Source organism: Clostridium sp. BSD2780061688st1 H5 (assembly GCF_005845155.1).
GTDB lineage: Bacteria > Bacillota > Clostridia > Lachnospirales > Lachnospiraceae > Claveliimonas > Claveliimonas intestinigallinarum.
In genome coordinates, this window is record NZ_SPGT01000005.1 from 26,486 (window position 1) to 47,812 (window position 21,327).

Genomic DNA, 21,327 nt, shown 5'->3' on the forward strand with positions numbered 1-21,327 from the left:
ACATATTAGCATATCTGTCTTTAGATATCCACCTCTGCAGCATGTCTCTTCCGGTATTCTCTCGGCGTCGTATGGAACCGCTCCTGGAACACCCTGTTAAACGTCCTCATACTCGTAAATCCCGCGTTCATGGCAACATCCGTGATGGAATCCTCTGAGCTCTGCAGGAGCGCCACCGCCTGGTTCAGCCGCAGTTCATTCAAATACTGGTTGAAATTTGTGTGAAAGGTACCGGAAAAGACCCGGGACAGGGCAAAGGGACTGTATCCCAGATCCTGGGCCATCTTTGTGAGGGATACCTCCTCATCCCCGTAGTGCTTTGCCATGTAGACCACCGCATCGTACACGATATCGTGTCCCGGCTGCTCTTCTCTCCTTCGCAGCTCCAGAAAAGGCAGCGCCCTGGCCAGAATCACCTGCGTGAAGGCCTGCCGCAGCACAGTTCCCGGAAGCTCCTCCTCGTCTTTTATTTTTCCCAGACGCGCATCCCGGGGATTCTCCAGCTCCCGCAGCCTCTCCAGGGCGTAAGGGATATCCCTATGGACATGCCCCGATGGGACAACCGGCCCGAGAGGCTGACAGGTCAGCAGCTGCTCCGAAAAAAAGCCCGCAAATGAAGGCGGCGCCAGAAAGTAGAGGGCCCTGGACTCCTCCCGGCTGAACACCTGGTAGTGGTGGATCACATTGGGAAAAACAACCCCGAAATCTCCCGGCTCCATATGGCACAGCGTCTCCCCCACTCCCAGCTCCAGCGTCCCGCTGGTCACATAGATACATTCCATGGACTTGTGGATGTGGGGCGGATAGTGGACAGACTCCTTTTCATAGATCTCCATCTGATCTTCCTTTAGCTCGTAGAAAAAATGCATCAAACCCCTCCTGCAAGATTTGGCTGATTTATCTTCCCTTTTGACAAGAATTATATCCCCTGCCACACTATAATGCAATTGAAAATAAAGAGGAGGTGCCAGATATGATCAGAAGATTTAGCAATTTCTTAAGAGACTCTTTTGACACATATATGCAGATCTACACAAGAGATCTCTTCTAAAAAATGGCAGAAAAGCAGCAATGAAACAAAAGCAGAACAAAAAAGCAGGCAGCTGTCACTGACCCTCACCGTTCCCGGTGTCCGGTCTTGAACAGCTGCCTGCTTTTTTATAATCCTGTCTTTTGTGAAGGGCTAATGCTGATTTCTACTCTTTCCTATTCTTTTGCTCCCCCTTCCGAAGGATCACCGGCCCTCCGGCTTTCCCTGAAGGCCAGCAGAGCGTTGGAGACCGCACAGCCAAGCACACATCCCAGAGTATTATGGAACATGTCATCCCACTCAAAAAGTCCCCTCATAAATAGAAACTGACTCACCTCAATCACACCGGACAGCAGGATTCCCAGCAGGATCCCCGCCCGAAGCCGCACTTTTTTCCCCGCCGCAAATGGCAAAAGCAATCCTGCCGGTGCCAGCATAACGCAGTTCAGCATGATCTCCTGCAGCAGCGCCCAGTCATGCTCAGACAGCACAGCTCTCCAGGACCAGAGAGGGATCAGTTCACACTGCCGTTCACTCACTTCCCTGGTGAATACAGTTGATCCCAGCACAACCACTATATAAACCAGCATGGCCATCATCCCGGCCGCCTGGCTTTTTCTGATCCTGTGACTTCCTGCCGCCGCCAGCAAAAAGGCCGCCCCCGCAACGAGCAAAATCCCAAAGAACATGATTTCTCTCTCCGACCAGGGCCGGCTGTGGGTAGACAGGATCTGATATAAATCCATATATCCGTCTCCTCTTTCTCTAGTTTTCTCTTAAATCAAAACGACTCCTCTTCCGGATTGTCTTATCTTATACATTTTTCCACTTATAGGTACCCCTTTTTCAAGTATCGCAGGAGGCAGCCTGTAAAGACGAAAACATAAGCTTCAAAGCATAGCTTTCAGGAAACCTCTCTGCTTCGTCAATTAGGAATAAGAAGCATCGTGATTTCTTTTAGATCTTCTTATCAGACTTACAGACACGACAGACGCCGCAAAAGAAAAAAGCTGCCAGAAATATAATGCTTTGCAACTATCATATCACATGCCCAAAGAAGTTTCCATAAGTTTTAGGTGGAAATTTTGCCCCCTTCTGTACAGCCCTGCAGCAATAACACTCGAAGCGGGAAGAAAGCCACACCGGCTTCCTTCCCGCTTCTTTATATATCACATTAGGAGGTGTCTCTTGTATGTCCTATCGTCTTATCCGTTGATGGTCCGCTTCACATAGGTAGTGTGCAGATACTCGTGAGCCTTGTGGCTGCCGGGCTCGCCCAGATACTCCTCATAAAGCTTCCTGATAGCCGGGTTCTCGTGGGACTTGCGGATGGCCTTGGCCTCATCATTGCGGTACAGGACGCCGGCGCGGATGGCCCGCACGTCTGTGAAATTCCGCACCTCACCCGATACCTGAGGCTGTCCGCCGCCATTAACGCAGCCGCCGGGACAGCCCATAATCTCGATGAAGTGGTACTGTGCCTCTCCGGATTTCACTCTATTTAAAAGGGTTCTTGCGTTGGCAAGGCCGGAGGCCACTGCCACCTTAATGTCCATGCCGGCCACATTGTAGGAGGCCTCCTTGATCCCTTTAGTTCCACGCACATCGGCAAACTCCAGCTTGGCCAGCTCCTCGCCTGTGAGAGTCTCCACCGCTGTCCGGAGAGCCGCCTCCATAACGCCGCCAGTGGCTCCGAAGATGACGCCGGCTCCGGTGGACTCTCCCATGGGATCGTCGAATTTCTCGTCCGGAAGAGCTGTGAAGGATATGCCGCACCGGCGGATCAGCCTTGCCAGCTCACGGGTGGTGATAGCGATGTCCACATCCGGCACGCCGGCCGCGTTCTGGTCATCCCGCCCGATCTCGAATTTTTTGGCCGTGCAGGGCATAACGCTGACGGACACGATCTTCTTCGGGTCGATGCCCTCCTTCTCGGCAAAATAGGTCTTCAGCATGGCCCCAAACATCTGCTGCGGCGACTTGCAGCTTGACAGGTTCTCAGTCATGTCCGGGAAATAGTGCTCGCAATACTTGATCCAGCCCGGTGAGCAGGATGTGATGAGAGGCAGCACTCCGCCGTTCTGTATCCTATCAAGGAGCTCTGTGGCCTCCTCCATGATGGTCAGGTCTGCCGCCCAGTCTGTATCGAACACCTTGTCAAATCCGATACGGCGCAGAGCTGCCACCATCTTTCCCTCCACATCGGTTCCCATGGGGTAGCCGAACTCCTCGCCAAGGCCGGCCCGGACAGAGGGTGCGGTCTGCACCACCACGTATTTGTCGGGATCCGCGATGGCCTCCAGGATCTGGTCGGTGTAGTCCTTCTCATAGAGAGCGCCTGTGGGACAGACGGCGATGCACTGTCCGCAGGAGACGCAGCTGGTCTGGCCAAGCCCCATGCCAAAGGGTGAGCCGATAAAGGTGGCAAAGCCCCTGTTGTTGGGCCCGATGACTCCGATGCCCTGGGTCTTCTCACACACTGCCACGCAACGGCGGCAGAGGATACACTTGTTGTTGTCCCGGATCATGTGGGCCGCGGAGGTGTCCAGCTCATAGTGGTTGGACTCTCCCTGGAAATAGTCTTCATCGTCCACGCCGTACTCCTGGCAGAGCTGCTGTAGCTCACATTTACCGCTGCGCACGCAGGAGAGGCATTTCTTGTCGTGGTTGGACAGCAGAAGCTGAAGCGTCCGCCTTCTCGACTTGATGAGTCTGGGGGTGTTGGTCCACACCTCCATCCCTTCATTGATGGGATAGACACAGGCCGCCACCAGGTTCTTAGCCCCCTTGACCTCCACCACGCACATACGGCATGCGCCGATCTCGTTAATCTCTTTTAAATAACACAGGGTCGGGATCCGGATGCCCGCCAGGTGCGCCGCTTCGAGAATGGTGGAACCAGCCGGAGCGGATACTTCTAAACCGTTTATCTTTAAGTTGATGTTCTCCATATTCTCCATCCTCCATTATTCTTTGTAGATTGCGCCAAAGCGGCATTTCTCCATGCAGGCGCCGCATTTTACACACTTCTCCTGGTTGATCACGTGAGGCTCTCTCACCTTGCCCACGATCGCGTCATTGGGGCAGGTGCGGGCACAGAGCGTACAGCCCCGGCACTTGTCCGCGTCGATCCGGTACTGCAGGAGATCCTTGCACACGCCCGCCGGACATTTCTTATCCACAATGTGGGCAATGTACTCGTCCCGGAAGTACCGCAGAGTAGACAGAACCGGGTTGGGGGCTGTCTGCCCCAGGGCGCACAGGGAATTGGATTTCAGGTGCTCTGCCAGCTCCTCCAGACGGTCCAGGTCCTCCATGGTTCCCTGTCCCTTTGTGATCTTCTCCAGTATCTCCAGCATGCGCCTTGTACCCACACGGCAGGGGGTACATTTTCCGCAGGACTCATCCACCGTAAACTCCAGGAAAAATTTGGCGATGTCCACCATACAGGTGTCCTCGTCCATGACGATGAGACCGCCGGAGCCCATCATGGAGCCGATGGCGATAAGGTTGTCGTAGTCAATGGGCACGTCAAAGTGCTCTGCCGGGATACATCCGCCGGAAGGGCCGCCGGTCTGGGCCGCCTTGAATTTCTTGCCCTTTGGGATGCCTCCGCCGATCTCTTCCACGATCTCCCGCAGAGTGGTGCCCATGGGGATTTCCACCAGTCCTGTGTTGTTCACCTTTCCGCCCAGGGCAAAGACCTTTGTCCCCTTGGACTTCTCGGTTCCCATGGAGGCGAACCACTCTGGTCCGTTGAGGATAATCTGGGGAATATTTGCGTAGGTTTCTACATTATTCAGTATAGTCGGTTTCTGGAACAGGCCCTTCAGCGCCGGGAATGGCGGACGGGGACGGGGCTCTCCTCTGTTTCCTTCAATAGAGGTCATGAGGGCCGTCTCCTCGCCGCACACAAAGGCTCCTGCACCCAGGCGCAGCTCAATGTCAAAATCAAATCCTGTCCCGAAAATGTCTGTTCCGAGAAGGCCGTACTCTCTTGCCTGGCCGATGGCAATGTTCAGTCTCTCTACTGCGATGGGGTACTCTGCCCGGACATAGATATAGCCCTGTGAGGCGCCAATGGCGTAGCCCGCAATGGCCATGGCCTCCAGCACTACGTGGGGATCTCCCTCCAGCACGGAGCGGTCCATAAATGCTCCCGGGTCTCCCTCGTCGGCGTTACAACAGACGTATTTCTGATCCGCCTCGTTGGCAGCGGCAAATTTCCACTTCAGTCCCGTGGGGAAGCCGGCTCCTCCGCGGCCCCGCAGGCCGCTGTCCAGAAGAATCTGGATCACATCCTGGGGCTGCATTTCCGTGAGCACCTTCCCCAGAGCCTCGTATCCGCCGGTGCCTATGTACTCCTCAATATTTTCCGGATTGATGACACCGCAGTTGCGCAGGGCAATACGGTGCTGCTTTTTGTAAAATTTTGTCTCCTGGAGAGGAAGGACTTCCGTGCCCTTTACTGTCTCATCGTAGAGAAGACGCTTGACCACTCTTCCCTTCAAGAGGTGCTCGGACACGATCTCCGGGATATCCTCTTCCTTTACCATGGAATAGAAGGACCCTTCCGGGTACACGATCATGATGGGGCCTAAGGCGCACAGGCCGAAGCAGCCCGTCTTCACCACGCCGACTTCGTTTTCCAGTCCCTGCTTTCTGATCTCTTCTTCCAGTCTGTCTCTGATCCTCTGGCTGCCCGAGGAGGTACATCCGGTTCCTCCACAGACCAGTACATGTGAACGATACATAGCCGTAACCTCCTTCTACTCTTTTCCGAGCTGCTCTGCGGCGAGGGTGTACTTGGTCACCACCTGGCCGCCTTTCAGATGCAGGCGGAACACCTCCATCGCCTTCTCGGGTGTCATTTTCACGTAAGTTACCTTCTCCCTGCCCGGCTCCATGACCTCTACAATGGGCTCATACTGGCACAGGCCGATGCAGCCTGTCTGGGTCACGTTGATATTGTTCAGGCCCTCCTCCTGCACGGCGTCTGCCAGGGCTGTGAGCACAGGGCGGGCGCCGCTTGCGATGCCGCAGGTGGCCATTCCCACCACCACCCTTGTCTGGGTAGCGTCCTCGGAGCGGAAGCCTACTTTCCCCTGCATCTTCTCTCTTATGGCACGTAATTCTTCAAGAGATTTCATATCCTTCCTCCAATCTTTCTTGTTCTCTATAACGCACTGCCGCCGTCCACTTCCCTCCAGTTCTCATCCAGGTATTCCTTCAGGAACCCGGACACCTCCGGTGAGCTTAGCGGCACATTTCCAAGTATTTCCTTCATCTCCCGGGTATCCAGTGTGAACTCACGTCCGTCCCGGGCGTATCTGTAGTAAAAATCCATCTCCTCATGGCAGGTGACAAGTGTATGTATAGTGGCTGTCATGTCCCCGAGGGGCATCCTGTCGATGCTGTCAAGGACAAACACGGCCTCCGTCACCGTCCCTGCTCCCTCCTTGGACCGGATGGAAAAGCTGCCCCCTGTCCCCTCAGCCGCTTGCTTGAAAAAAGGGATGCCCAGACCCACCTTCCGGGTGCTCCTGGTGGTAAAAAAAGGGTCTGACACCTTAGCCAGCTGCTCCCCGGACATGCCGCAGCCGTTGTCCGCTATCGTGATGGAAAGGGTATTGCGTGCTGTGTCAGCCAGCACTTCAATCTTTACAAGAGACGCACCTGCGCGGACGGAATTCTCCGCCACGTCCAGGATGTGAAGAGAGATCTCCGGCATCATGGCTATTCGTATTTTGCCAGGATGTCGTCGATGTCGTCCACCTTCAGCCTGCCGTATACCTCATCGTTAATGGTCATGACAGGGGCCAGGCCGCAGGCACCGATACAGCGGCACGCATCCAGTGAAAATTTACCGTCGGGAGTGCACTCCCCGCCCACGATCCCAAGCTTTTCCATCAGCTTGTTGTAAATGTCTCCGGAGCCCTTCACGTAGCATGCCGTGCCAAGACAGACAGAAATCTGATACCTGCCCTTGGGGCTTAAGGTGAACTGTGAATAAAATGTCACAACTCCGTAGATTTTCTCCAGGGAAATCCCCGTCTCATCGGAAATGATCTTCTGCACTTCTATGGGAAGATAGCCGTATATCTCCTGCGCCTTCTGCAGAATGGGCATGAGAGCGCCCTTCTCATCCTTCATGCCGCGGATGACGGTAAGAAGCGCCTCTTCCTGCTCTTTCGTTCCCCGGAACGGAACGGTCGACTTCGTAGAAACCATCTGTGAACCTCCTTGCTCTCAATTTTGTCTGAAAATTACTTTGTCTTTCACTCTTCAATCATTCTATCACAGACTTTTCTAAATATCTACAATTTTATGGTTTGTTTTTTAGTGATTATATCTTTATTACCGTCTATTTTTTCACAGTATATGTTAAAAAATGCACAATACAGGCCCCTTATTTTTATCTATTTTATACAATCTGCCTTGATTTGCCTATTTTCTGATGTTATACTCTCTTTATATATATTGTTTCACATTTTATATGTCATTTTGTTTTTTACAGTATTTTCACAGGAGGTTTCCATGCTGATCAGAGAAATCAAAGCCCTTCTGGACGCGCAGATCCTGTCTGGCGAGCAGATGCTGGATCATGAGGTTGGAGAGGCCTTCGCCTCGGATATGATGAGCGATGTACTGGCCTTCGCCAATCCCCACTGCGTCCTTCTCACCGGTCTGTGCAATCCACAGGTCATCCGCACTGCCGAAATGCTGGATGTGTCCTGCATCGTCTTCGTCCGGGGAAAGCCCCTGGACAGTGAGATCCTGAATCTCGCAAGGGCAAAGGAGATGTGCGTCCTGCACACAGAGAAAGGAATGTATACAACCTGCGGCATCCTGTATAACAGCGGGCTGTAATGCCGGCCCCGCCGTCTTCAAGGAGGTAAGCGAAACATGAGCGACTGTCTGACATTTGAATATCAGGTCCCCGGCGATGATTTCACCCGCGCCGGAGAGGCCAGCAGCAGTGTGAAGAACAAGCTCAAGCTGATGGGCGTGGACAGCGGTGCCATCCGCAGAGTTGCCATTGCCATGTACGAGGGGGAGATCAACATGGTCATCCACGCAGGCGGCGGCGCCATCAAGGTCATGGTCACTGACGACAATATCCGGCTCATACTGGCGGACACAGGCCCTGGCATCCCGGATGTGGAAAAGGCCATGCAGCTTGGCTACTCCACCGCCCCGGAGGAGGTTCGGTCCCTGGGCTTTGGCGCAGGCATGGGGCTTCCCAACATGAAGAAATATTCAGACTCTATGCAGATCGACACGGAGGTGGGCAAAGGGACCACTGTGACTATGGATATACACCTGTAGGCTGATCTGCCCTGTAAAGGAGGACATCTTTTGGATAAATTCATACATTCTGTCAAACTGGATAAAGATGCCTGCACAGGCTGCATCAACTGCATCAAATACTGTCCCACCCAGGCTATCCGGGTCCATGGCGGGAAGGCTTCCATCAAGCCCCAGTTCTGCGTGGACTGCGGCCGCTGCATCCGGTACTGTCCCCACCACGCCAAGATCGCGGAGTCGGACTCCCTCGATGAGATGCGAAATTACAGATACACCGTGGCCCTGCCCGCTCCCTCTCTCTACGCTCAGTTCAACAATCTGACCAATGTGGACATTGTCCTCAACGCCCTCATATCCATGGGGTTTGACGATGTCTTTGAGGTGAGTGCAGCGGCGGAGCTTGTGTCGGAGATGACCCGCTCCTACATAAAAGAGCACAGGGACGAGGCTCCCTTTATCAGCAGCGCCTGCCCCACCATCGTGCGCATCATCCGGGTTCGCTTCCCCACCCTGATCCCCCGCCTCCTTCCCATCCGGCCTCCGGTGGAGATCGCGGCGCAGATTGCCAGAAAGCTGGCCATGGAGAAGACCGGCCTTCCTGCATCGGACATCGGAATCTTCTTCATCTCCCCCTGCCCCTCCAAGGTAACCTACGCCAAGGCTCCTCTGGGCATTGAGAAGAGTCAGATCGACAAGGTGCTGGCTATCAAGGATGTGTACCCGATCCTTCTCTCCCACATGACCCAGGACGAGTCGAAGCTGCGTCCCCTCTCCACCTCCGGCCGCATCGGCATCGGCTGGAGCAACAGTGGAGGGGAGGCGGCCGGGCTTATCACAGACAATTACCTGGCAGCCGATGGCATCATGAACGTGCTGCGGGTGCTCAGCGATCTGGAGGACGAGAAATTCCACGGCCTTTTGTTCGTCGAGCTGAACGCCTGCAACGGAGGCTGCGTGGGCGGTCCTCTGACCGTAGAAAATCCCTACGTGGCCACCGCCAAGACCAAGCGGCTGCACCGGTATCTGCCCGTCTCCGGCACCCACATGGACAGCTGCCCCAAAGTGGATTATCTGTGGGAGGAATATGTGGAGTACGAGCCTGTCTTCCGCCTTGGAAATAATTTCCGCGAGAGCTTTGAGATGATGGGCATGGTAGAAGAGCTGACGGAGCAGCTCCCAGGCCTGGACTGCGGCTCCTGCGGCGCGCCCACCTGCCGGGCCCTGGCCGAGGACATCGCCCGGGGCGAGGCTTCCAGAAACGACTGTATCTATGAGTTTATCGAGTATATCCAGAGCCTCTCCGGGGACCTGTCCTACATGACCACCGAGCTGGAGGCCTCCGGCCATATCAGCGCCGAGGATCTGCAAAATCTGCAGCACTCCATCAGTAAGCTGGCTCTGGAGCTGCGAAGAAAGGATGTGTAACAAATGGCTGCTGTGCAGGATCTGATCCAAAGAAACTGTTTTGAACTGAAAAACCGGGGCCAGGCCGACAGGGCTGTCACAAAGGTATTCTGCTGCGACCTGCTCAGCGTCGCCATGGGAAGGGCTCCCGAGGGCTGTGCCTGGGTCACCGTCATGGGAAACCGGAACACCCTGGCAGTGGCCTCCCTGGCGGATGTGTCCTGTGTGATCCTGGCAGAGGGAGCTGCCCTCACACCGGAGGATCTGGCCTGCGCCGAGAAAGAGGAGATCACCGTATTTTACACAGAGCTGCCTGTCTTTGAAGCGGCTCTGACGGTGCACAGCCTGCTGTGACCATGCTCTACTACGACCTTCACATCCACTCCTGTCTTTCTCCGTGCGGCGACGGGGACATGACGCCGGCCAACATCGCCGGTATGGCCGCCGTAAAGGGGCTGGATGTGATCGCCCTCACCGACCACAATTCCTGCCGGAACTGCCCTGCTGCCATGAAGCACGCCGAGGCTCTGGGGATTACCCTGATTCCCGGCATGGAGCTGACCACCGCTGAGGAGGTTCATGTAATCTGCCTCTTCCCCTCCCTTGAGGCTGCCATGGATTTCGACGCCCATGTGTACAGCCACCTCCTCCCGGTGAACAACCGGCCGGACATTTTCGGAGAGCAGCTCATCATGGATGAGCGCGACCAGGTTACAGGCACTCTGGAAAAGCTTCTCCTGGGAGCCACGGACATTCCATTCTACCGGACGGAGGCTCTCGTGGCCAAGTTTCACGGCATCTGCTTTCCGGCCCACCTGGACAAGTCCTCCACCAGCCTTCTGTCCAACCTGGGTCTCATTCCCCCGGAGAGCGCCTTCCGCTGCGCAGAGATCCGGGATCTCACAAAACTGCACCAGCTGAGGAGAGCTCATCCCTACCTGGAAAGCTGCCGCATCCTCTCCAGCTCAGACGCCCACTACCTCTGGGATATCCATGAGCCGGATCTGCAGATTCACTGCGCTTCCCGCAGCATACCGGACATACTGGAGTTCCTGTCCTCGCCCCCGGCTTCTTCCAAAGGTGACATTCTGCCCAAAATAGAAAAAGCAGAGGAATAGCTCCCTCTGCTTTTTGCGCGATACGCCCGGAGGGCGACCGCCGTGCTTGCACGAGCGGGCATCCGACGGGTAACGGTCATCGAACGGCACTGCCGAGAGATGAGCGAGGTATCGCGATGAGCGGATAGGGGAAGGCAGCTTCCCCTATCCGCTGTTTGCAATCTTCAAATTTCACTTTCTTTGAGCTTTATTTTGCCGGAGCCGCGCCCTCCGCGATCCACTCCTTCACAAGGCTGACACTCTCCTTCAGCACCTTTGCTATCTGCTCCGCCGGCAACCGGGGATTGTAGGGATTGACTTGCCCATACCAGTGTGTTATCCTGTGATAAGAAAATCAGATACACGCAGGTGCCCTGCCGTCCTACAGAAGAGAAGGCAGGGATAATAGGGAAACAGGTGTAAGTCCTGTACGGTCCCGCCGCTGTAAGGAGGGAACAGCCTTTATAGTCCACTGTGTCCGGGTGCATCATACTCAGGGACATGGGAAGGCAAAGGCTGTGCGGATCTCCGAGTCAGAAGACCTGCCTGCTTGTAGGGAACTGCCGTCTGTCACGGAGTATGATGAGAGGTATGGAAACGGAAGACAGAGCCGCCAGGTCTGCTTCTGTATTTTGGTGCCCCTGTCGTGATCCCGACAGGGGCATTTATCTGATACCGATATGGATATGAAATGAAGGAGGATCAACACAATGAGGAACACATCTATGACACACCGCGAAAAGCTGCTGGTGGCTCTCGCCGGCGTCTTTGCCCTGTCCCTTGCGGCAGCGCCGAAGGCCAACGCCATGCACATCATGGAGGGCTATCTGCCCGGGGGATTCTGCGTCGCCTGGGGCGTTCTATGCCTTCCCTTTGTGCTGGCAGGCTTTTTCTCCATCAGAAGAACCGTGCGTGAAAACCGGAAGGCCCTCATACTACTGGCCATGTCCGGGGCTTTTATCTTCGTGATCTCCTCTCTGAAAATTCCCTCTGTCACCGGAAGCTGCTCCCACATGACGGGGACGGGTCTTGGCGCCATCCTCTTCGGCCCCTCCTGCGTCAGCATTCTGGGCGTCATCGTTCTTCTCTTCCAGGCCATTTTGCTGGCCCACGGAGGGCTGACTACTCTGGGAGCCAACACCTTCTCTATGGCCATCGCGGGGCCCTTTCTCTCCTGGGGACTGTATGCGCTTCTCAAGAGGCTGAAGGTAAACCGGAGAGTGTCTGTCTTTCTGGCCGCCGCCCTGGGAGACCTCTTCACCTACTGCGTTACCAGCCTGCAGCTTGCCCTGGCCTATCCGTCCCAGCAGGGAGGGATGACCGCCTCTGCCCTGAAATTTCTGGGCGTCTTCGCTCCCACTCAGGTGCCTCTTGCTGTCATCGAGGGAATACTCACAGTGGTCATCGTCATCGCGCTTGAGTCCTACGCACAGCCGGAGCTGAAGCTGATCGGCTACTATAAGGAGGGCAGATAAGATGAAGAAGAGACGTATGAGCAAAAACACAAAAACTGTCCTGATCCTCCTTGTCATCGCCGTCCTCATCGCCGTGATTCCCCTCTTCGCCAGAAAGGGGGCTGCCTTCGGCGGATCCGATGACGCGGGCAGCGTCATGGTGGAGGAGGTCAGAGGTGAGTCCTACGAGCCCTGGTTCACTCCGGTTCTGGAAAGCCTTCTGGGCGGCGAACTGCCGGGGGAGGTAGAGAGCCTCATCTTCTGCGTCCAGACCGGCATCGGCGTGGGCATTATCGCCTTCTGCATGGGCCGCCTTGTGGAACGGAAAAAATGGATGAAAAAATATGAAGAGGAAAAATCAGAAATAAAGGGGAAGGACAAAGAGGTGACAAAGGGCCATGCTGGAGATCGATAAGCTCTGCTACATGTCAAAGCTGCGGTATGTGAACGCCGGGGAAAAGTGTTTCTTTTCCCTGGCTTCTGTCATACTCTGCATTGTCAGCCGATCCATCCCGGCGGCCCTTCTCCTCCTTCTTGCCTCCACGTACCTGACTGTAAAAAAAGGGGGAATTTCTATAAAGCGCTGGCTGAAATACATGACCCTGCCCCTGGCTTTTCTCCTCCTTGGCACCGGGGCTATCCTGATCAATATCTCCCGGACTCCTCTGGACGCCTTTGCCCTGCCCCTGGGCTCTGTCTATCTGACCGGGAGCCGGGCCGGAGCGCTGCAGGCCGCGCAGCTGATCCTGACAGCTCTCTCCAGCGTGTCCGCCCTCTTCTTTTTGTCCTTCAACACCCCCATGACAGACATCCTGGGGGTGCTGAAGGCATGCCGTCTGCCCCGGCTTTTCACTGAGCTCATGATGCTCACCTACCGATTCATTTTCCTGCTTCTGGAAAATGCCTCTGCCATGCTCCTCTCCCAGGACGCCAGGCTGGGAAACAGGAGCCTGCGGACAGTCCTTAAATCCCGGGGCCTGCTGGCCTCCATGCTCTTTATACGGGCCATGAGGCAGGCGGGCTCCCTCTACGATGCCATGGAGGCCCGATGCTACGATGGACAGATCCAGGTGCTGGAGGAGCAGCGCCCGCCCAGGCCGAGGGAAATCCTCTCCATAGCGGTATTTGAGACAGCGCTTCTTCTGCTGGCCCTGCTGTCTTTCGCGTCCAGAGCCGCGGGGATGGGAGCTTTTCTATAGAACAGAAAGGATGACTATGAACGATTGTATTCTTGAAGCAAGACATGTATCATACTCTTACGGCAGCGGGGAGGAGCCCTCTCTAAAGGATCTGTCCCTGTCCATCCGGCGGGGCAGGCGCACCGCAGTCATGGGCGCCAACGGCTCAGGAAAATCCACCTTTTTCCTCTGCTGCAACGGCATCCTGCGGCCGGACGAGGGCCAGATTTACTATGACGGCCAGCCTCTCTCCTACCGGAAAAGGGATCTTCTCTCTCTGCGTGAGAAGGTGGGCATCGTGTTCCAGAACCCGGACACGCAGCTCTTCTGCGCCAGCGTGTACCAGGAGATCTCCTTTGGCCCCCTCAACCTGGGACTTTCCAGGGAGGAGGCGGCAAAGGAGGTGGAGGCGGTCATCCGGAGGCTTGGCATCACCCCCTTCCGCCACCGCCCTGCCCACGCCTTAAGCGGGGGGCAAAAAAAACAGGTGGCCCTGGCGGATATCCTTGTCATGTACCCGGAGCTCCTCATCCTGGACGAGCCCTTTGCCGCCCTGGATCCCGGCCATATCCGGATCATCCGGGACATGATCCGGGATCTGGAAAGGGACCGCTCTCCGTCCGGCCCACTGACCGTTGTCATCGCCACCCACGACGCAGACTTTGCCCTGGAGTGGGCCGACGAGGTCATTCTCTTCCGCGAGGGGCAGGTGCTGGCCCAGGGAGATGCCGTCTCCATCCTGACCGACCAAAAGCTGCTGGAGCTGGCCGGCTTTGAGCTGCCCGCTGTCATAAAGGTCTTTGAGAGCCTGCAGACGGAGGGCCTGCTGAATTCAGAGTTTCCTGCCCCGAGAAATTTTGACCAGCTCACTGACTATATAAAATGCCAGAGTCAAAAGGGTTAAAACCCCACTATCTATATAAAAGTATAAATAAAGGGAGAATAAGCATGGAAAACAAAGGACTTCTGGTTGTCAGCTTCGGCACCAGCTATCCGGAGACGAGAAAAAAGAATATCGAACATATAGAGAGGCTTTTGTCCGGGGCCTTTCCGGACAGGAAATTCTACCACGCCTACACAAGCGGCATGATCCGCAGAAAGCTTCGGGAGCGGGACCAGATCCTCATCCCCGGGGTAGCGGAGGCGGTTCAGGCAGCCCTGGATGACGGGGTCAGGGATCTCCTCGTCCAGCCCACCCACATCATGAACGGAATTGAGAACGACCAGATGAAGGAGGACGTGCGGCGCTTTGCGGACCAGTTTGACAGGATTGCTTTCGGCGCTCCTCTCATCTCCAGCACAGAGGACCAGTTTGCGGTCATTGAGGCCCTGATGGAGGAGCTGCCCTCCCTGTCAGACCAGGAGGCCCTGGTCTTTATGGGACACGGCAGCACCCACTATGCCAACACCCTCTACGCCGCCCTGGACTACGCCTTCAAGCAGGCCGGGCACCCAAATGTGTACATGGGCACGGTAGAGGCCTACCCGGACGCCCGGGCCGTGCTGGAGCAATTGGGAAAAAAGAACATTCGTCGGGTGTATTTAACCCCCTTTATGCTGGTGGCAGGGGATCACGCGTGCAATGATCTGGCAGGGGAGGATGAAGACTCCTGGAACAGCCTCTTTAAGGCCAGGGGCTACGAGACCTGCTGTATCTTAAAAGGCCTGGGAGAGTACGACGACATCTGTGATCTCTATATCCGCCACGCACGCCAGGCCCTTCTCCAGCCCTAAGCCATGTAGAGAAGGGCGTTGCAGATGGCGGCGGCAATATTGCTGCCGCCCTTTCTTCCTCTTGCCACAATGGAGGGCACGGTTCTTTCAAGGAGCATCTCCTTGGCAGCCACCACATTGACAAATCCCACCGGCACACCGATCACCAGGGCAGGGGACAGCTCCCCATCATCCATAAGGCTGCAGATCTCCACAAGGGCGGTAGGGGCGTTTCCCACTGCCAGGATGAGGGGACGCTCTGTCTCCCTGGCGAGGGCCGCCGCCTTCTTCATGCTGGCCACTGCCCGGGTAGTCCCCTCCCTCCTGGCAGACTCCGCCACGTCGGGATCTGCCATGAAACAGAGAGCCTCCCCGCCGAAGGAGGCAAGAGCTTTCTTGTTGATCCCCGCCTTCCCCATGTTGGTGTCCGTGACGATGAGGGCGCCCGAGCGAAGGGCTGTCAGCGCCTCGCTCACAGCTCCCGGTGAGAAGACAAGGTTATCCGCATAATCAAAATCCGCGCTTGTGTGAATACACCTCTTGATGACAGGCTCCTCCAGGGGATCAAAGGTTCTGTCTCCCAGCTCCTGCGTGATGATCTCAAAGCTCCTTTTCTCAATGTCTCCCGGCAACACCTGCTCCAGTTTTTCTGTCATAGCTCTTTTTTGTCTCCTTCCTTCTGTTTGCTCTTTTGCTGTACCTTCACTTTACCGTTTACACTCTCTATAGGCCTTCCCCGATGATGCGGTACACTGCCTCCATATCAAGGGAAGCACGCAGCTCCCTTGCCAGCAGACTGTACTGGCTCTCCTTGTAGGTCTTAAAATCTGTTCCTTCTATTTCCTCCAGGGCGACGCCCTTTGCGGCGGCCAGCTTCTCAAGGATAGCGCCGGCCATCTCCCGGCTGTCAAAGATACCATGGATGTAGGTTCCTGCCACATTGTCCCGGCAGATGCCCAGAGCCCGGTCATCCTTCCTGGCCAGGATCCGTACCTCTTCCCGGTCCGCGGTAATCTCCGTGTCTCCCATGTGAATCTCATATCCCTCGTATCTTCTTCCGGAGAGGGCAACCCAGGGGCCCTCCAGCTCCTCCGTCTGGCCCTCCACCCGCGTAGTCACCTTGGATCGGCCAAAGACGGTCCGCACCGGGAGAAGTCCCATGCCCCGCATGGCTCCCCCCGCCTCCACTCCGTAGGGATCCGCGATCTCTTCCCCCATCATCTGGTAGCCGCCGCAGATGCCAAAGACAGGCACCCCTCTCCGGGCCAGCTTCAGGATGGAGGTCTCCAGCCCGGACATCCGCAGCCACCGCAGATCCTCCATGGTATTCTTGCTGCCCGGCAGGATGACAAGGTCCGGCGTCTTCAGCTGCCGCACACCGGACACGTAGCGGACGCTGGCGCAGGTCCGGCTCTCCAGGGGAGCCAGATCCGTGTAGTTGGATATACGGGGCAACCGGATGACGGCAATGTCCAGGAGCCCCTGCACCTGTCTGTCTTCCTGCAGCCTCTCGGAAATGCTGTCCTCCTCCTCAATGTCCACCTGCATCATGGGCACCACGCCCACCACCGGAATGTGGATCTTCTCCTCCAGCATGGCAATGCCCGGATCCAGGATGGACTTATCTCCCCGGAATTTATTGATGACAAGCCCCCTGATGCGGGCTCTTTCCTCCTCCTCAAGGAGGGCGGCGGTGCCGTAGAGCTGGGCGAAGACGCCCCCTCTGTCGATGTCACCGGCCAGCAGCACGGGAGCCTCCAGCATCCGGGCCAGTCCCATATTCACAATGTCATTTTCCTTCAGGTTGATCTCCGCCGGGCTGCCGGCCCCCTCAACCACAATGACGTCGTACTGGTCTGCCAGCTTCCGGTAGGCCTCCAGTATTACCGGGACAAGCTCCTTTTTGTAGGCGAAATACTCCCTGGCGCTCATATTTCCCAGCACCTTCCCCATGACGATGACCTGGGAGCCTGTGTCCGTGGTGGGCTTTAAAAGAACAGGGTTCATAAGGACAGAGGGCTCCGCCCCGGCGGCCTCCGCCTGAACCACCTGGGCTCTCCCCATCTCCAGCCCCTCCGCCGTGATGTAAGAGTTGAGGGCCATATTCTGGGACTTGAAGGGGGCGACACGCAGCCCGTCCTCCTTCAGGATCCGGCACAGTCCCGCTGTGAGGAGGCTCTTGCCGGCCCCGGACATGGTTCCCTGTATCATGATCACTTTTGCCATCTGTCCATTTTCCTCTCTTTCATGATTCTTCCAAGTACTTCCAGAAGGATCTGGTTCTCCTGTCTGGTTCTCACACCGATCCGCCAGGTTCCAGCCCACAGGCCGGGGAAGCTGGCTCCGTCCCGGATATAGATACCCTCCTTAAGACAGACGTCCTGCAGATCCTTTGGTCCTTCAAACAGGAGAAAGGTAGTTTCGGAGGGCCAGACACGAAATCCCAGCTTTCTGAGCTGACAGGACAGCCACTCCCGCTCTTCCAGGAGGAGGGCGGCAGACCTTCGGGCAAATTCCTGTTCCTTCAGGGCCGCGCAGCCCGCCATCTGAGCCGGCCAGGACACATTCCAGGGGGGGAGCATCCGGCGGATCCTCTCCGCCGTCTCCTCCCGGCCCGCGGCCAGCCATCCAAGCCGCAGCCCGGGCATGGCGTACATCTTCGTGAAGGCCCGCAGCACAAGGAGCTCCGGGCAGTCTCTCTGTAGGGCCAGGGCGGAGGCCGCCTCCCCCTCCCGGGTCAGGTCCAGAAAGCACTCGTCCACCACCAGGGTGATCTTCCTCTCATGGCAGACACGGGCCAAATCCTCTAGTATCTCTGCCGGGACAAGCCTGCCGGTGGGATTGTTTGGATGGCAGAGAAAGAGTATCTCAAGCCCCGGCTCCTCCCCGGTCCTGCGGACCAGCTCCCGGGTCGCCAGCCAGTCATTTTCTTCTCCCAGATAAAACCGCTCCACCTGGCAGCCCCGTGCCAGAAGAGCTCCCTCGTACTCCCCGAAGGAGGGGGCGCAGACGAGAGCCTTCCCCGGCTGCAGGGCCGCCGTGATCCCCCAGATCAGCTCCGCCGCCCCGCTGCCGGCCACGATCCGCTCTGCCGGTATGCAAAAGGCGGCAGAGATGGCCTGCCTAAGCTTCCTCTGCTCTGGGTCCGGGTAGCGGAAGGACTCCTCTACCCCCCGGATGGCCGCCCCTTTGACCGCCTCCGGCATGCCGAAGGGGTTCACATTTACAGAGAAGTCGATCCGTATGTCTTTGTCGTAAATATTTCCGCCGTGGTCTTCCATCCCATCCACCTCAGTCTTCTACAGTATAAAGATGACCGCCGCCTTCAAAGCTCCCAGAACAAGGAGCTGGAGAAGGGCGGTGGCATACTCCAGCCGGCAGGCCCGCCTGATATCCTGCCTCTCTATGGGCCGTATCCCGTCGCCGATAAAGGGCTTTCTGACAAGCTTCCCAAAATACCAGGCATCCCCCGCCAGCTGCACATCCAGAGCCCCTGCCATGACCGCCTCCGTGTGGGCCGCGTTGGGGCTCTTGTGTTTCTTCCTGTCCCGCTTCAATATCCGCCACGCGTTCTTCCCGTCGTACCCGGCAAGGAAGGCGGCGGCGGTCATAAAGAGAGCGCTCAGGCGGGCCGGGATAAAGTTAGCCGCATCGTCCAGCCTGGCGGCGCAGGTGCCGAAATACTGATATTTCTCATTGTTATAGCCCACCATGGAGTCCATGGTGTTCACCGCCTTGTAGGCAAATCCCCCCAGGGGGCCTGCCAGGATCATGTAAAACAGGGGAGCCGTGACGCCGTCGGAGGTGTTCTCCGCCACCGTCTCCACAGCCGCCTTGATGACCCCCTCCTCGGTCAGGTCCCGGGTGTCTCTCCCCACGATCATGGAGACGGCCCGCCGGCCGGCCTCCAGCCCCTCCTTCTCCAGAGCCTCCTCCACCTTCAGGCTCTCTGTCCTCAGAGATCTTGCCGCCAGCAGCTGCCAGCAGAAGACGCAGGAGAGGAGGAAAGAGAGAAGGGGATGGACAAGAGACAAAAAGAAGAGGAGCAGGGCCGGCACACCCACAGAGACAAGAAGGGTCAGGACCACAAGGACGGCCCCCGCCCATCTCTCCCCCCTCCTGCCTGCCGGGAAGAGCCGCCGGAGGATTTTCTCCAGCCTGCTGATGACCCAGCCTATGCCCTGCACCGGGTGCCAGAGCTCCCTTGGATCCCCCAGGATAAAATCAACTATAGATCCGATGATCAATGCCGCCAGTGACTGTACCATCCAGCTGTCCATCCTTCCATTTGTTTTCGTCAATCTCCAGTATGTATCCCTCTCCGTTCTCCACATTCCATCCATAGTAGCTGCTGCCCTCTATGACCTGGGAGAGAACCGCCATGATGACGCCCCCGTGGACGCAGCAGGCGATGGAGCCATAGCCTCTCTTCCGGCTTATCTCCACCGTTTCCCTCAGCGCTTCCAGGCACCGGGCGTTAAAGCCGGGGATACTCTCCCCGCCGGGGAAAGTGTCCGCCCCTTCTGTGCCGATGAAGGCGTCGTAGGCCGGATCCCCCAAAAGCTCCTCGTGGGTCTTCCCCTCCAGGATGCCAAAGTCGCACTCCCGGAAGCCCTCCACCACCTCCGGGCTGCGTCCCCGAAAGATGCTCTGCGCCGTCTGGACGCAGCGCAGCATGGGACTGGAAAAAATGTGCTCCGGCTGGGGGTATGTCCTCTTTTTCAGCGCCTCCATCCCCTCCCGGGACACCGGCTCGTCCGTCCTGCCCCCGATAAATCTGTGTATTTTATTTCCTTCTGTCTGTCCGTGACGGACCAGTATGATTTCCATCTTCTCTAACCTGTCACCGCCATGGCCAGCAGGACGGCCAGCTCGCAAAGCTGCACAAAATATCCCGCCAGGTCTCCGGTGATCCCTCCGAATTGTTTTCTGCTCATGTAATAGTACCAGCCAAAGACGGCCGCCGCCGCTGCAGCCGAAAGCCCTCCTCTCCAGCCGCCAAGCCACAGAAGGAGAACCCCCTCCAGGACGAGGAGAAGGGCGAGAAAGAGGACTGCCCTCCCCTTGCTGGCTCTCTTTGCGAACATGGTCACATAGGAGCCGCTCTTCTTCGCCTTTGGAAAACAGAGCACGGACAGGCCGCTCAATGTCCGGCTGACCGTGTAGCCCAGGCAGACGCACAGGAGTCCCTGCCCCGGCTTCACAGCGCACCAGGCGCCAAAGGAGAGGAGCAGGTAGAGGCCGCAGCCCATGACCGCAAAGGCACCTGTGTGGCTGTCCTTTAAAATGGCCAGCTTCTTCTCCTTATCCCCGCAGGAGGCCAGGGCGTCCCGGGTGTCCATGTACCCGTCCATGTGGATGCCTCCTGAGATCCACAGGGGCAGAGCCGTCAGCACAGCCCCCAGAAGGAGAGGGGACAGTCCCAGCAAGCGCCCCCCCTGAAAGCAGAGCCAGGCGAGCGCCCCCAGGACGGTCCCCACAAAGGGAAAATAGCACATGACATAGTCCATGGAGGAGCGCTCCCAGTCCGGCTGGGGCACCGGGATGCGGGAGTACATGCTGAAGGCAACGAGAAAGCTGTTGACCTGTCTCATCGTCTCTCCACCTCGCTTAAGAGCTCACTGCCCTTGAGCACCAGGGGCAGGCCGAACTTCACCTCCACCACTACGTCCGCCTCCTTTGCCAGCAGCTGGTTCACCCGGCCGGACTCCTTTACATACCTGCGCAGCTCCGGATCCATGGGCACCTCCGAGAAGGCGTCCTGGGCAATGACGATGAGGTTCTCCGCCTGGTCCTTCAGATGCCGGATCCCCTCCATGATGTAGGCGGCCGGAGCCTCCGGATGCCTGGCCCTCGGGTCATACAGCTCGTTGGCCAGCAGATTGGTCATGCACTCCAGAAGTACAAGCCGCTCCCCGGACAGGTCCAGTGTCTCCAGGGCCAGTCCCTGCTCCACTGTGCGGAAATTTTTACCCTCCCGCATCTTTCTGTGGTCCCGGATCCTCTGCTCCATCTCCTCGTCAATGTCTGTCAGAGTGGCCAGGTAGACCTTCTCTTCGGGGCACAGCTTCACAGCCAGATCCTCCGCGTAGGCGGATTTGCCGCTGCCGCTGCCTCCAAAAATCATGTACAGCATCGCTCGT

24 protein-coding genes and 1 riboswitch are annotated in these 21,327 nt (G+C 57.0%); of the genes, 10 read left to right on the forward strand and 14 right to left on the reverse strand.

What is annotated here, in order from left to right; all coding sequences use genetic code 11:
* Window positions 1-20: 20 nt before the first annotated feature.
* The 7 genes from FGQ86_RS04515 to FGQ86_RS04545 form a co-directional block, all read right to left on the reverse strand.
* Complete coding sequence (locus tag FGQ86_RS04515; protein WP_138303080.1) at window positions 21-869, reverse strand: AraC family transcriptional regulator; 849 nt, start codon at window positions 867-869, stop codon at window positions 21-23.
* 337 nt (window positions 870-1,206) lie between these two features.
* Window positions 1,207-1,776, reverse strand: a complete 570-nt coding sequence (locus tag FGQ86_RS04520) for a VanZ family protein (protein ID WP_243127157.1) — start codon at window positions 1,774-1,776, stop codon at window positions 1,207-1,209.
* Window positions 1,777-2,235: 459 nt separating this feature from the next.
* Window positions 2,236-3,981: an NADH-dependent [FeFe] hydrogenase, group A6 gene (locus FGQ86_RS04525; RefSeq protein ID WP_138303081.1), complete on the reverse strand. Its 1,746-nt coding sequence runs from the start codon at window positions 3,979-3,981 to the stop codon at window positions 2,236-2,238.
* Window positions 3,982-3,996: 15 nt separating this feature from the next.
* Window positions 3,997-5,784 (reverse strand): NADH-quinone oxidoreductase subunit NuoF, encoded by a 1,788-nt coding sequence (gene nuoF, locus FGQ86_RS04530; protein ID WP_033126327.1) that lies wholly within the window; start codon window positions 5,782-5,784, stop codon window positions 3,997-3,999.
* A 15-nt stretch (window positions 5,785-5,799) separates the two neighbouring features.
* Window positions 5,800-6,180, reverse strand: a complete 381-nt coding sequence (locus FGQ86_RS04535) for a (2Fe-2S) ferredoxin domain-containing protein (protein ID WP_033126328.1) — start codon at window positions 6,178-6,180, stop codon at window positions 5,800-5,802.
* Between the two features lie 26 nt (window positions 6,181-6,206).
* Complete coding sequence (locus FGQ86_RS04540) at window positions 6,207-6,764, reverse strand: ATP-binding protein (RefSeq protein WP_033126329.1); 558 nt, start codon at window positions 6,762-6,764, stop codon at window positions 6,207-6,209.
* A gap of 2 nt (window positions 6,765-6,766) precedes the next feature.
* The gene (locus tag FGQ86_RS04545; protein WP_033126330.1) at window positions 6,767-7,261 is read right to left on the reverse strand and encodes an NAD(P)H-dependent oxidoreductase subunit E; all 495 of its coding nucleotides are present in this window, start codon (window positions 7,259-7,261) and stop codon (window positions 6,767-6,769) included.
* Between the two features lie 306 nt (window positions 7,262-7,567).
* On the opposite strand from FGQ86_RS04545, the gene FGQ86_RS04550 reads away from it, so the two are divergent.
* The 10 genes from FGQ86_RS04550 to FGQ86_RS04595 all read left to right on the forward strand — a co-directional run bounded on the left by FGQ86_RS04550 (window position 7,568) and on the right by FGQ86_RS04595 (window position 15,205).
* On the forward strand, window positions 7,568-7,900 hold the full coding sequence (locus FGQ86_RS04550; protein ID WP_033126331.1) for a DRTGG domain-containing protein: 333 nt from the start codon (window positions 7,568-7,570) through the stop codon (window positions 7,898-7,900).
* 36 nt (window positions 7,901-7,936) lie between these two features.
* Entirely contained in the window at window positions 7,937-8,359 is a 423-nt protein-coding gene (locus FGQ86_RS04555) for an ATP-binding protein (protein WP_033126332.1), read from the forward strand.
* 30 nt (window positions 8,360-8,389) lie between these two features.
* Window positions 8,390-9,763 carry a [Fe-Fe] hydrogenase large subunit C-terminal domain-containing protein gene (locus FGQ86_RS04560; protein WP_138303082.1) on the forward strand — a complete coding sequence of 458 codons (1,374 nt, stop codon included), beginning with the start codon at window positions 8,390-8,392 and terminating at the stop codon, window positions 9,761-9,763.
* A gap of 3 nt (window positions 9,764-9,766) precedes the next feature.
* Window positions 9,767-10,096, forward strand: coding sequence for a hypothetical protein (locus tag FGQ86_RS04565; protein WP_138303083.1), 330 nt, complete (start codon window positions 9,767-9,769; stop codon window positions 10,094-10,096).
* A 2-nt stretch (window positions 10,097-10,098) separates the two neighbouring features.
* Window positions 10,099-10,860: a PHP domain-containing protein gene (locus FGQ86_RS04570; RefSeq protein WP_207742256.1), complete on the forward strand. Its 762-nt coding sequence runs from the start codon at window positions 10,099-10,101 to the stop codon at window positions 10,858-10,860.
* A gap of 329 nt (window positions 10,861-11,189) precedes the next feature.
* A riboswitch (cobalamin riboswitch) is annotated at window positions 11,190-11,404 on the forward strand.
* A 160-nt stretch (window positions 11,405-11,564) separates the two neighbouring features.
* Complete coding sequence (locus FGQ86_RS04575) at window positions 11,565-12,314, forward strand: energy-coupling factor ABC transporter permease (protein WP_138303136.1); 750 nt, start codon at window positions 11,565-11,567, stop codon at window positions 12,312-12,314.
* 16 nt (window positions 12,315-12,330) lie between these two features.
* Window positions 12,331-12,708, forward strand: a complete 378-nt coding sequence (locus FGQ86_RS04580; protein WP_138303137.1) for an energy-coupling factor ABC transporter substrate-binding protein — start codon at window positions 12,331-12,333, stop codon at window positions 12,706-12,708.
* Entirely contained in the window at window positions 12,692-13,492 is an 801-nt protein-coding gene (gene cbiQ, locus FGQ86_RS04585) for a cobalt ECF transporter T component CbiQ (protein WP_138303085.1), read from the forward strand. The genes FGQ86_RS04580 and cbiQ overlap by 17 nt, the downstream gene beginning before the upstream one ends.
* Window positions 13,493-13,508: 16 nt before the next feature.
* Window positions 13,509-14,375, forward strand: coding sequence for an ABC transporter ATP-binding protein (locus tag FGQ86_RS04590; protein ID WP_138303086.1), 867 nt, complete (start codon window positions 13,509-13,511; stop codon window positions 14,373-14,375).
* 44 nt (window positions 14,376-14,419) lie between these two features.
* Window positions 14,420-15,205: a sirohydrochlorin cobaltochelatase gene (locus FGQ86_RS04595; protein ID WP_138303087.1), complete on the forward strand. Its 786-nt coding sequence runs from the start codon at window positions 14,420-14,422 to the stop codon at window positions 15,203-15,205.
* Here the strand turns inward: FGQ86_RS04595 and FGQ86_RS04600 are convergent.
* The 7 genes from FGQ86_RS04600 to FGQ86_RS04630 all read right to left on the reverse strand — a co-directional run bounded on the left by FGQ86_RS04600 (window position 15,202) and on the right by FGQ86_RS04630 (window position 21,320).
* Entirely contained in the window at window positions 15,202-15,840 is a 639-nt protein-coding gene (locus FGQ86_RS04600) for a precorrin-8X methylmutase (RefSeq protein WP_033126338.1), read from the reverse strand. The genes FGQ86_RS04595 and FGQ86_RS04600 overlap by 4 nt on opposite strands.
* Window positions 15,841-15,907: 67 nt before the next feature.
* Window positions 15,908-17,410, reverse strand: a complete 1,503-nt coding sequence (locus tag FGQ86_RS04605; protein WP_033126339.1) for a cobyric acid synthase — start codon at window positions 17,408-17,410, stop codon at window positions 15,908-15,910.
* Window positions 17,398-18,465: a threonine-phosphate decarboxylase gene (locus FGQ86_RS04610; protein ID WP_033126340.1), complete on the reverse strand. Its 1,068-nt coding sequence runs from the start codon at window positions 18,463-18,465 to the stop codon at window positions 17,398-17,400. The genes FGQ86_RS04605 and FGQ86_RS04610 overlap by 13 nt, the downstream gene beginning before the upstream one ends.
* An 18-nt stretch (window positions 18,466-18,483) precedes the next feature.
* Complete coding sequence (cbiB, locus tag FGQ86_RS04615; protein WP_243127160.1) at window positions 18,484-19,452, reverse strand: adenosylcobinamide-phosphate synthase CbiB; 969 nt, start codon at window positions 19,450-19,452, stop codon at window positions 18,484-18,486.
* Complete coding sequence (locus FGQ86_RS04620; protein WP_033126342.1) at window positions 19,409-20,014, reverse strand: histidine phosphatase family protein; 606 nt, start codon at window positions 20,012-20,014, stop codon at window positions 19,409-19,411. Before FGQ86_RS04620 ends, cbiB begins: the two co-directional genes overlap by 44 nt.
* Before the next feature lie 5 nt (window positions 20,015-20,019).
* The gene (locus FGQ86_RS04625) at window positions 20,020-20,778 is read right to left on the reverse strand and encodes an adenosylcobinamide-GDP ribazoletransferase (protein WP_033126343.1); all 759 of its coding nucleotides are present in this window, start codon (window positions 20,776-20,778) and stop codon (window positions 20,020-20,022) included.
* Window positions 20,775-21,320: a bifunctional adenosylcobinamide kinase/adenosylcobinamide-phosphate guanylyltransferase gene (locus FGQ86_RS04630; RefSeq protein WP_138303089.1), complete on the reverse strand. Its 546-nt coding sequence runs from the start codon at window positions 21,318-21,320 to the stop codon at window positions 20,775-20,777. The genes FGQ86_RS04625 and FGQ86_RS04630 overlap by 4 nt, the downstream gene beginning before the upstream one ends.
* Window positions 21,321-21,327 lie beyond the last annotated feature (7 nt).